This is a genomic window from Algibacter sp. (assembly GCF_049667265.1).
In the GTDB taxonomy this organism is placed as follows: Bacteria; Bacteroidota; Bacteroidia; order Flavobacteriales; family Flavobacteriaceae; genus Algibacter_B.
This window is the reverse complement of sequence record NZ_JBATHX010000254.1, coordinates 1-9,380: the sequence shown is the minus strand read 5'-3', so window position 1 is coordinate 9,380 and position 9,380 is coordinate 1. Positions and strand designations below refer to the sequence as shown.

At 32.9% G+C, this 9,380-nt stretch carries 10 protein-coding genes and 1 riboswitch; of the genes, 1 reads left to right on the top strand and 9 read right to left on the bottom strand.

Features of this window, described 5'->3' with window-relative positions:
• Positions 1–152 precede the first annotated feature (152 nt).
• From WBN21_RS09635 to WBN21_RS09600, 8 genes are all read right to left on the bottom strand, one after another.
• On the bottom strand, positions 153–2,333 hold the full coding sequence (locus tag WBN21_RS09635) for a TonB-dependent receptor (protein WP_424199736.1): 2,181 nt from the start codon (positions 2,331–2,333) through the stop codon (positions 153–155).
• A gap of 92 nt (positions 2,334–2,425) precedes the next feature.
• Positions 2,426–2,516, bottom strand: a riboswitch (TPP riboswitch).
• 54 nt (positions 2,517–2,570) lie between these two features.
• Positions 2,571–2,978 (bottom strand): alternative ribosome rescue aminoacyl-tRNA hydrolase ArfB, encoded by a 408-nt coding sequence (gene arfB / locus WBN21_RS09630; protein ID WP_424199734.1) that lies wholly within the window; start codon positions 2,976–2,978, stop codon positions 2,571–2,573.
• On the bottom strand, positions 2,978–4,528 hold the full coding sequence (locus WBN21_RS09625; RefSeq protein WP_424199732.1) for a DUF4301 family protein: 1,551 nt from the start codon (positions 4,526–4,528) through the stop codon (positions 2,978–2,980). Before WBN21_RS09625 ends, arfB begins: the two co-directional genes overlap by 1 nt.
• A complete protein-coding gene (locus tag WBN21_RS09620) occupies positions 4,529–5,098 on the bottom strand; it encodes an AAA family ATPase (RefSeq protein WP_424199730.1) in 570 nt (189 codons plus the stop codon).
• On the bottom strand, positions 5,059–5,691 hold the full coding sequence (gene pnuC, locus WBN21_RS09615; protein WP_424199728.1) for a nicotinamide riboside transporter PnuC: 633 nt from the start codon (positions 5,689–5,691) through the stop codon (positions 5,059–5,061). Before pnuC ends, WBN21_RS09620 begins: the two co-directional genes overlap by 40 nt.
• Positions 5,675–5,935 (bottom strand): hypothetical protein, encoded by a 261-nt coding sequence (locus WBN21_RS09610; RefSeq protein ID WP_424199726.1) that lies wholly within the window; start codon positions 5,933–5,935, stop codon positions 5,675–5,677. The genes pnuC and WBN21_RS09610 overlap by 17 nt, the downstream gene beginning before the upstream one ends.
• Positions 5,936–6,006: 71 nt before the next feature.
• On the bottom strand, positions 6,007–6,765 hold the full coding sequence (locus WBN21_RS09605; RefSeq protein ID WP_424199724.1) for a geranylgeranylglyceryl/heptaprenylglyceryl phosphate synthase: 759 nt from the start codon (positions 6,763–6,765) through the stop codon (positions 6,007–6,009).
• 2 nt (positions 6,766–6,767) lie between these two features.
• The gene (locus tag WBN21_RS09600) at positions 6,768–7,394 is read right to left on the bottom strand and encodes a 4'-phosphopantetheinyl transferase family protein (RefSeq protein ID WP_424199722.1); all 627 of its coding nucleotides are present in this window, start codon (positions 7,392–7,394) and stop codon (positions 6,768–6,770) included.
• Positions 7,395–7,524: 130 nt separating this feature from the next.
• Between WBN21_RS09600 and ahcY the strand changes: the two genes are divergently transcribed.
• Positions 7,525–8,841: an adenosylhomocysteinase gene (gene ahcY, locus WBN21_RS09595; RefSeq protein ID WP_424199720.1), complete on the top strand. Its 1,317-nt coding sequence runs from the start codon at positions 7,525–7,527 to the stop codon at positions 8,839–8,841.
• A gap of 165 nt (positions 8,842–9,006) precedes the next feature.
• Here ahcY and WBN21_RS09590 read toward each other — a convergent pair whose 3' ends face one another.
• A complete protein-coding gene (locus WBN21_RS09590) occupies positions 9,007–9,279 on the bottom strand; it encodes a hypothetical protein (RefSeq protein WP_424199718.1) in 273 nt (90 codons plus the stop codon).
• Positions 9,280–9,380: the final 101 nt, after the last annotated feature.

Below are 9,380 nucleotides of genomic sequence, written 5' to 3'. Positions count from 1 at the left end.
TTCAAGTGGTTTAGGAAGGGAAGGAACAACCGGTACATATTTGCTACAACCCTATTTTACTGAAACTATCGGCAGTATCATTAGAGTCTACAATAATTAAAAACGACTTCAAAAAAATTTGAAGTCGTTTTTAATCCTACTTTTTCTTTTTATTAAATCTTTAAAGTAGCCCCTACTAAAAAGTTTCTTGTAGCTTGCGGGTAATAACCTGCACCTTCGATAGTTGTAACGGCAACGGGATCTGACCAATTATCATCATAAGTATAATAATAGCCATTAGACACATACTTTTTGTTGAAAATATTATTCACTAAAGCAGACAAAACAATCGATTTGAATAATTTATTTGGCTTAATTTCATAGTTCACATTAAAGTCGTTAACGAAATAACTGTCTAGTTTAGAAAACTCTGAATCAACATTACCCATATACTGCTCACCTACATATTTGCTTAATAAAGACAGTTGTAACCGTTCAACAGGAAAGAAATTTAAAGCATTCCCAATTACTAAATCTGGTGAAAATGAAATATTAGTGTTTCCTAAATTAACCACTTCACCATCAATCGGCGCTGAAAAATCTCTGTTTTTATTACTACTTAAACCAACGTTGGTAGAGGTACTAAAAAATTTCGAAAACTGAATATTAGCATCAACCTCCAACCCTAATCTGTAACTTTTGCCACTCGTGGCTCTTATCGGGCTTCCAACATCGTCCAATCCACCAGTTAATACTAATTGATTTTGATAAAACATATAATATAAGTTTGTATTTACGCTTGCTTTTTTACTATTATAACGCCAGCCCAACTCGATATCATTAAGTGTTTCGTTTTCGGTTACACCGTTTTCAAAATCATCCCGATTTGGCTCTCTATTTGCTCTAGCATAAGATGTATAAAAACTATTAAAATCGGAATGTTTATAGGTTAAACCTGCTTTAGGATTGAAGAAACTAAAGTTAGCGTCCGTAACAAATTCTGCTCTATCTGAATTTAATCCATTGGTTTTATAGTTTACAAATCGTCCTTGTAAATCAACAAATCCTGTTATTTTTTCAGCCAATTTAAAGGTTGCTTTTGAAAATATACTAAAGTCATTTTTTGTAGCATCGCCATCATAATAATGATCTCTAATATTTGTTCCGTCTGCTAAATCGCTTCCCCATATAACTTCCCCAAAATGATCACCATCATAAGCACTATATGATATTCCTGAAATCAATTCAAAAGCATTTTTCTTATAAGTTACGTTGGCATTCAACACATAGAAATTATTATCTAACCATCTCCGAACAATAACATCTGAATCATCTACAATTAAATTATTAAAATCTCCTGCTGATTCTTCAGGTTTATATTGTTCAAAATACCCTTTTCCTTTAGTGTAATTCAACCCTAAATTAGTAGACCAATTATTATCGAAGCGTTCATTCCAATGCAGTTGGTAATGGTCTTGCCAGTAATTATCGGTTTCATTATCATAGGTATATGGATTTTGACGACGATCTTCTTTTAGCTCATCTGCAGTTAAACCAAACCAAGATTGATAGGTATACTCAACATTACCAAAAGTTAAGGCTTTAATATAGGTATTATCGTCTTTATAAACACCTTGAAGGAAATACGATTTTAAATCTGTGAATGCTCTGTCAACATAGCCATCGGAATCAATTTTCGAAAAACGACCAGAAATTTCAAAATGATTATCTAACAATCCCGTACTTAATTTTACAGTATGCTTTCTTGTTCCAAAACTACCAAAGCTATTTGAAATTTCGGCCGAAGGATTTTCAGAAGTGGCATCAGTTAATAAATTTAAACTGGCTCCAAATGCTCCAGACCCGTTTGTTGATGTACCAACACCACGCTGCAATTGCAAGCTCTCAATTGAAGACGCAAAATCACCTAAATTCACCCAAAACGTACCTTGACTCTCTGGGTCGTTATAAGGAATTCCGTTTATTGTTACATTTACACGAGTGGCATCCGTTCCACGAACTCTAATTCCTGTATAGCCAATACCAGCTCCTGCATCACTTGTAGTAACTACAGATGGTAAAAAATTAAGTAACATAGGAATGTCTTGCCCCAAGTTTCGTTTTGCTAAAGCTTCTTTAGAAATGTTTGAGTGTGTAATTGGTGAATCTGCATTTACACGAACAGCTTTTACCAAAACTTCGTCTAGCTTTTCTGTTGTAGTTGAATCTTGTTGTACTTGATTTTGTTGCGCACTTATTCCTATTGAAATCAATAAAACTAATGATGCCACAATCTTTTTTTGAAAAGATTTCTGTCTTCGCAGGTAATACAAACTTTTGAATAAATTTTTCATTACGATTATATAAATAATCGAATAAAAAGAGGTCATTATTCTTGTTGTTAATAATTGATTTTTAATATATGATTTACTGAAACAAGTTTAGTAAATCAATATTTACAAATTCCTTAGCAGCATTACCTGCTCAGGTTCAATGGGTATGATCTCAGCCGATAATAGGCACCCCTTTTTTGAGAACGCTGCAAAGATATGGTAGATTTACGAATTTCGATTTACGAATCGCAGTTTTTTTCAATCTAAGTTTGGTTTTTTTCTATTCGCCTTTTTTTCAGATAGAGTTCGCTTTCTTTTTAGGCGTTTTCTAATTGCTGCTTTTGGGGTTTTAGTTGGAATTCTTCGTTTTGGAACTATTAATGATGCCTTTATCAAATCTAAAAACCGTTTGATAACAAGGTCTTTGTTTTTATGCTGACTTCGACTCTCACCACATTGTAAAATCAAAACACCTTCTTTGGTTAACTTATTTTTAAGCTTTCGAAGAAGGCGATTTTTTTGGTTCTCAGAGAACACTAAAGATTCCGCTAAATTAAAAGTCAACTCTACTTTTGAAGATACTTTATTTACATGTTGCCCACCGCTACCAGAACTCCTAATAGCTTTAAAAATTAATTCTTGTAGTATGGCTTCCTCATCAAACATTAGTTTGCCTGATGTACAGGTTTTAATAAATCATTTACTGTTTTTACTGGGTTGAAGGTTTCTAGTGGCACTTCAACAAAAATAGAATTCCAATAAGCCATGCTTCCATTCCATAATCCGGGAAGTTCTAAGGCCTCAATTTCAACACCATTTTGTGTTTTTGTGGTAATAAAAGCCGCTTCTGGATCTATAAAATTTAATAAATCAAACTTTTCACCTTTATAATTTTTAACGCCACAAACCAAATCGGTAGGATTAAAATGCGTTGCCTTATAAACAATGCTTTGTTGGTTTTTTCTGCTGAAATTTATCTGCGCAAATTCTACTATTTGTAATGACACATTACCCTTTTTATCTTTCACCCAAAATGGACCACCTCCTGGTTCTCCTTGATTCTTAACCATTCCGCAAACGCGAATTGGACGATTCAATTTATCTTTTAAATAGGCTATTTTTTCATTATTTTTAAAATCATCAAACTCTGTATCAATTGGCACATTTAATCGATATCTTAAAAACAAAGCTATAATTTTAAAATCGGTATCCTCCAACTTACCAGTATCCAATTTTTTCAAATAAGCAAAAACCTTTTCCTGAGCTTCAATTAAAACACCAGCTAATAATTTTTTATAATTTGAAACCTCTATATTTTTTTCCGAGACCACAATATTGTCAATGTTTTTAATAAAAATGACATCATTATCTAACTTATTTAGATTTTCTAAAAGCGCACCATGGCCTGCCGGTCTGAATAAAATAGATCCATCTTCATTCCTGAACACATCATTTTCAGCTGTTAGCGCGACTGTTTCTGTAGCTTCGTTTTGATATGAGAAAGACACATTAAAAGTTGTATTTGTTTTTTCCTCTAAAGCTTCGCGAACACGCCCTAATTCATTTGAAAAATATAACTGATGATTTTTAGAAACTGTAAAATGTAAATTTGCATTTCCGTTAGAGGATGCATAAAGCGTCGATTCAAACAAATGTTCTTCAAAAGCAGTTTTTACAGCATCACCATATTTATGAAATGGTAATAATCCTTTTGGAAGGAAACTATAATTCAGGCCTTTGGCATCCAACATGGATTTAACAAACAGTAAATGTTTTTCACCTTCTAATAATGAATCAAAATTTGAATTTTCTTGCTTAATTTTAGAAATAACCTCATTATAAAACGGGAAATTTTCTAGTTCTTCAACAAATAGAGAAATCAATTCATCATTTTTTCTTTCAGCATATTTCGCTAAACTATCTTTTGATGGATTGAAATTTTGTAAAAACTGAAATAAAAATTTGAACATTCTAGTTGCTGCTCCCGAGGCTGGAACAAACTTTACTATTGATAAATAGTTTTTTTTTGCCTCATATAAACCTACAAATCCTTTAACCTCATCGGCATCATAACTTTCAATTCCTTTGCCAATTGTTGCCGCAGAAACTAAATCTGAAAAGGTCATGCCATTTTTTAATCGAGATAATTGCGCATTTACTTGGTTTATAGTAATGCCTTTACTTTTTATTTGTTTAATATCTTTATCTGAAAACATTTATTCTTTGGAGTTTAATAAGTTGTCAATATGTTTTACTGCTGTTTCTAATCGTGTTTTTTTATCGCCTTTTAAAACCACATAAGGTTTTTTATATTTATCTAAAGTATCTTGAAAGGCTTGAAACATTTCTTCTCTATGTTCTGGTTTATCCCTTAAATCATCAGCTTCCCAAGGCGTATCAATATAAGTCAAAAAATACAAATCGTAGGTATTTTGTAGGGCAAATTTCTCAAGCGTCGGATCACAACTTCCTATATAATAAGCTTCAGAATACACTTTTGTTTCTAACAAATCGGTATCGCAAATTAAAACAGTATCTGTTTTTTTTGCCAGCTCGTTTTCAAGTTTCATTTGTCCTGCTGCAATGGGTAATAAATCATCTGGTTCGCAAGTTTTACGTTCATCATTCCATTTATTCTGAAGATAATCGCGTGCATATTCTGGCACCCAAACAGAGTTATAATAGCGTGCCAAATGACGAGACAAGGTTGTTTTTCCTGTAGATTCTGGCCCAAACAAAACTACTTTTATGCAGTTAGCGGGCTGTTGTTTATACTTTTCTTCCATGCAATGTATCCAAAAATGGCAATAAATGTAAATCCTAAATATTGTAAACTAGTAAATGTAAAGCCTTTATAAAAATACAAAGGAACGGAAATGATATCTCCTATAATCCAGAAAATCCAATTCTCGAGTTTTCTTCTTGCCATTAACCACATACCAACAAAAAAAATAGCTGTAGTAATGGAATCAACATAGGCCACCCAACTTGTCCATTTATCAAATGTTTGGTAAACTAAATAAACAAATAACAAGGTTCCAATAAATATAGTTATACTTATTTTTTTTTCGTTAAATGACATTCTAGAAATTGGTGTAACATGCGCATCATCAACTTTTCTGGTCCAGATATACCAACCATAAACACTCATTATAAAATAATAACCGTTTATCATCATATCGCCCAGCAACTCCCATTTAAATAATAAATACACAAAAATGATTGTACTTATCATGCCTGTTGGAAAAACTAAAACATTGTTTTGTTTAGAAAACCAAACTGAAAGAAAACCAAAAATAACAGCAACAATTTCAAGAACAATATCAGTAGTTTCATAGCCGCTATACTGACCAAAGAAAAACTCAAAAATGGTGTTCATAGGCGCTTCTATTAGTTTTTACAACCTTCATTGTTAATACGCATATCTCTTGATTTTCAAACGAATCTTTAATTTTTTTATTCAAAAAAGGCATCAGTTCATCATAATTTCCAAAAATTTGAGTGCTTAAAGGGTTTTCTAAAACTGTAAACTTGGAATTTCGTAATGCTTTAATAAAATCTATAACATGTTTTTCAAAATCATCTTGCAATGGTGACAATGTTAAATCTACTGATATTTCCATCCTCTCTTAATCTCTCCTAAGGAGAGAAATTGTTATGCGTTAAACTTCTTTTTAATTTACAAATTTCCATTTTATTTTTCCCCTTCGGGAAAATATCCGGAGGACAATGGGGATTTTATTTCGTCAAAAAACAATTCGTTGTCTTCAAAAGCAGTTCCAATAACTACTAAATCTGCTCCTGATTTATAAGCATTATCCAATTGTATTTTACTTTTAACACCTCCACCCACAATCAACGGAATATCTAATGCCTGCTTTACCTCTTCAATTATAGATTGCGAAAGTGCTTCATTAGCACCACTTCCAGCTTCCAAATATATAAGTTTCAAACCTAATAATTGCCCAGCTATCGCTGTATCAACAATGACTTGAATATTATTTCTAGACATAGGTTTTGTTTCCGTCACCTGCTGTACAGCTGTTTCCTTTCCGCTTTCAATTAAAATATAACCCGTTGGAATCACTTCTAAATTTGTGTTTCTCAATTTAGAAACGGCTTCAACATGTTTACCAATTAAATACGCTGGGTTTCTTCCTGAAAGTAATGATAAAAACAACAATGCATCAGCCTTTCCAGTTATTTGCGTAACATCGCCAGGAAACAAAACTAAAGGTAAATTAGTATGTTTTTTAATTTCAGTAACCAAATATTCCGTTGAATCCTCATTAACAATACTACCGCCAACAAAAATATGTGTCGCTATGGATTTGTTTACTTTTTCAATAAACGGTTGTGTGTTTTTAACTGAAAATTTATCCGGATCAATTAAAACTGCTAATAATTTTTCGCCTTTTGAAATTGAATTTTGTATGTTTTTATAAATCGACATCTTTAAGCAATGGCATATGCACAAGTGAATCCTTCAAACTCTAAAAACTGGATATTATATCGATATTTTTTCTCTTCATAATCAATCCATGAAATGGTTTCAACATCATCAATAGAAAAGGGAATAACCAAGCAATGTTGTTTAAAACTCAATCCTGGTGTACAAAAAAGCTTGTATAAAGATTCTTTTACACACCAAATAACCGTTAGCTTTCTAATGTAATCTGAAGCTGTTTCATTCAAATAATCAAACTCATAATCGATAAATTTGTGAGCGATAATAGAAATTTTATCACGCTGCTTTTCAATATCAATACCAACTATTAAATCACTAACAATAACCGCCGAAAAATTAAACGAATGCGTAATAGAAATATTTTTACCATCCTTTAAGTGTGGCTTTCCGTTTTCGTCATAAAACAAATCGGCATCCGAATACCCAAATGCTTTTAATAAGTGACGAACGCTTAAAAACCCACGTTGGTGCAATTCGCTTTTCATGCCTAAAACACGCTCTGATGAAGCGGGTTTCAAAATAATTTCACGCGTTAAATCGTTGAAAGATTCCGTAATTTTCCAGATTTTAACAGTAGTTTGTGAATTTGGAGTAATGGTTTTATATAAAGGCATTTAATTTTCTAAAAGTTAATAGTTATCTTTGCACCTCCTAAAGCAATCAAACAATTTTGATAAGCGAATTTAAGTATTTTAAGCGCTAATCACAATGAAGTTTCAGTTTAAAAACAAAAGAAAAATTACTATGAGTACAAAAACAATTCCATACGTTGCTAGTAAAGTAAAAGACGCATCTCTAGCAGATTGGGGACGAAAAGAAATTGAGTTAGCCGAAGCAGAAATGCCAGGTTTAATGAGTCTTCGTGAAGAATATAAAAACGAGCAACCATTAAAAGGTGCGCGTATTGCTGGATGTTTACACATGACTATTCAAACAGCGGTTTTAATTGAAACCTTACAAGCTTTAGGTGCAGAAGTAACTTGGAGTTCTTGTAATATTTTCTCAACACAAGATCAAGCTGCTGCTGCCATTGCTGCTGCAGGAACTTCTGTTTATGCTTGGAAAGATATGACCGAAGAAGAATTTGATTGGTGTATCGAGCAGACACTTTTCTTTGGAGAAGATAGAAAACCACTTAACATGATTCTAGATGATGGTGGCGATTTAACCAATATGGTTTTAGACAAATACCCAGAATTAGCTTCAGGAATTAAAGGCTTATCAGAAGAAACCACAACTGGTGTTCACAGACTTTACGAACGTGTAAAAAACGGAACATTACCAATGCCAGCAATTAATGTAAATGATTCTGTTACAAAATCTAAATTCGATAATAAATACGGATGTAAAGAAAGTGCAGTAGATGCTATTCGTCGTGCAACCGATCTTATGTTAGCCGGAAAACGTGTAACTGTTTGTGGTTATGGTGATGTTGGTAAAGGTACTGCAGCGTCTTTTAAAGGTGCAGGAAGTATTGTAACTGTTACTGAAATCGATCCTATTTGCGCATTACAAGCGGCAATGGATGGGTTTGAAGTTAAAAAACTAGAAACCGTAATTGGTAATTCAGACATCGTAATTACAACTACAGGAAATAAAGATATCGTTCAGGCGCGTCATTTCGAAGCTTTAAAAGACAAAGCCATTGTTTGCAACATTGGGCATTTTGATAACGAAATTGACATGGCTTGGTTAAACAAAAACCACGGACATACCAAAAACACCATTAAACCTCAAGTTGATAAATACACCATCAACGGAAAAGATGTTATTATACTTGCCGAAGGCCGATTAGTAAACCTAGGTTGCGCAACTGGACACCCAAGTTTCGTAATGAGTAACTCGTTTACAAACCAAACATTGGCGCAAATAGAACTTTGGACAAACGCAGATGCTTACCAAAACGAAGTTTATATGTTACCAAAAGCGCTAGACGAAAAAGTTGCAAAATTACACTTAGAAAAAATTGGTGTAGAGCTTACTGAACTTCGTGAGGAGCAAGCAAGTTATATTGGCGTAACTGTTGATGGCCCTTATAAGCCAGAACATTACAGATACTAAATTCCTTTGAAAAAAGGAATCTCCTAAAATTTAAATCCCAAGCAGCAATGTTTGGGATTTTTTATTTTGGGCGTTACCACAAGGGTCGGGCTTTCACTACTCGCATCCTCCTGCGTCGGCGAGCTCAAACATGCCGTTCAATCCCTAACGCGGAAATAACTAATACTATTCATCCACCATATCCTCTTCAAAATACCACCATAAACTAGAATCTATAGATTGCTTCATTTTATTAATATCTACATCGCTATTTAAAAATATAGTAAGATTTTCTTTAGATTCTGATTGCTCTACACTTTCCCTAATTTCAATTTCTTCAATGTCATTAAAATGCTCCAAATGTTTTTTAATTCTTTCGTCCAAAGACTCATCACTTAAAAATATTTTTATCGTGGCTCGACTTGGGGAATTTCTAATTTCGGATCTAAAAGGCAGCATAATCAAATTATTTCAAGTTATACAATAAGTGTTTATTACAAACGTAATAGCTTAAAGTTAAGAATTTAATTAATACCTTTTAGAAATAATTTAAACTATGG

Excerpts from the sequence above, each read along its gene's own strand:
- WBN21_RS09605 (WP_424199724.1), bottom strand. The coding sequence starts at position 6,765 with ATGTCGATTTATAAAAACATACAAAATTCAATTTCAAAAGGCGAAAAA.
- WBN21_RS09600 (WP_424199722.1), bottom strand. The coding sequence starts at position 7,394 with ATGCCTTTATATAAAACCATTACTCCAAATTCACAAACTACTGTTAAA.
- WBN21_RS09590 (WP_424199718.1), bottom strand. The coding sequence starts at position 9,279 with ATGCTGCCTTTTAGATCCGAAATTAGAAATTCCCCAAGTCGAGCCACG.
- WBN21_RS09610 (WP_424199726.1), bottom strand. The coding sequence starts at position 5,935 with ATGGAAATATCAGTAGATTTAACATTGTCACCATTGCAAGATGATTTT.
- arfB (WP_424199734.1), bottom strand. The coding sequence starts at position 2,978 with ATGTTTGATGAGGAAGCCATACTACAAGAATTAATTTTTAAAGCTATT.
- ahcY (WP_424199720.1), top strand. The coding sequence starts at position 7,525 with ATGAGTACAAAAACAATTCCATACGTTGCTAGTAAAGTAAAAGACGCA.
- WBN21_RS09635 (WP_424199736.1), bottom strand. The coding sequence starts at position 2,333 with ATGAAAAATTTATTCAAAAGTTTGTATTACCTGCGAAGACAGAAATCT.
- pnuC (WP_424199728.1), bottom strand. The coding sequence starts at position 5,691 with ATGAACACCATTTTTGAGTTTTTCTTTGGTCAGTATAGCGGCTATGAA.
- WBN21_RS09625 (WP_424199732.1), bottom strand. The coding sequence starts at position 4,528 with ATGTTTTCAGATAAAGATATTAAACAAATAAAAAGTAAAGGCATTACT.
- WBN21_RS09620 (WP_424199730.1), bottom strand. The coding sequence starts at position 5,098 with ATGGAAGAAAAGTATAAACAACAGCCCGCTAACTGCATAAAAGTAGTT.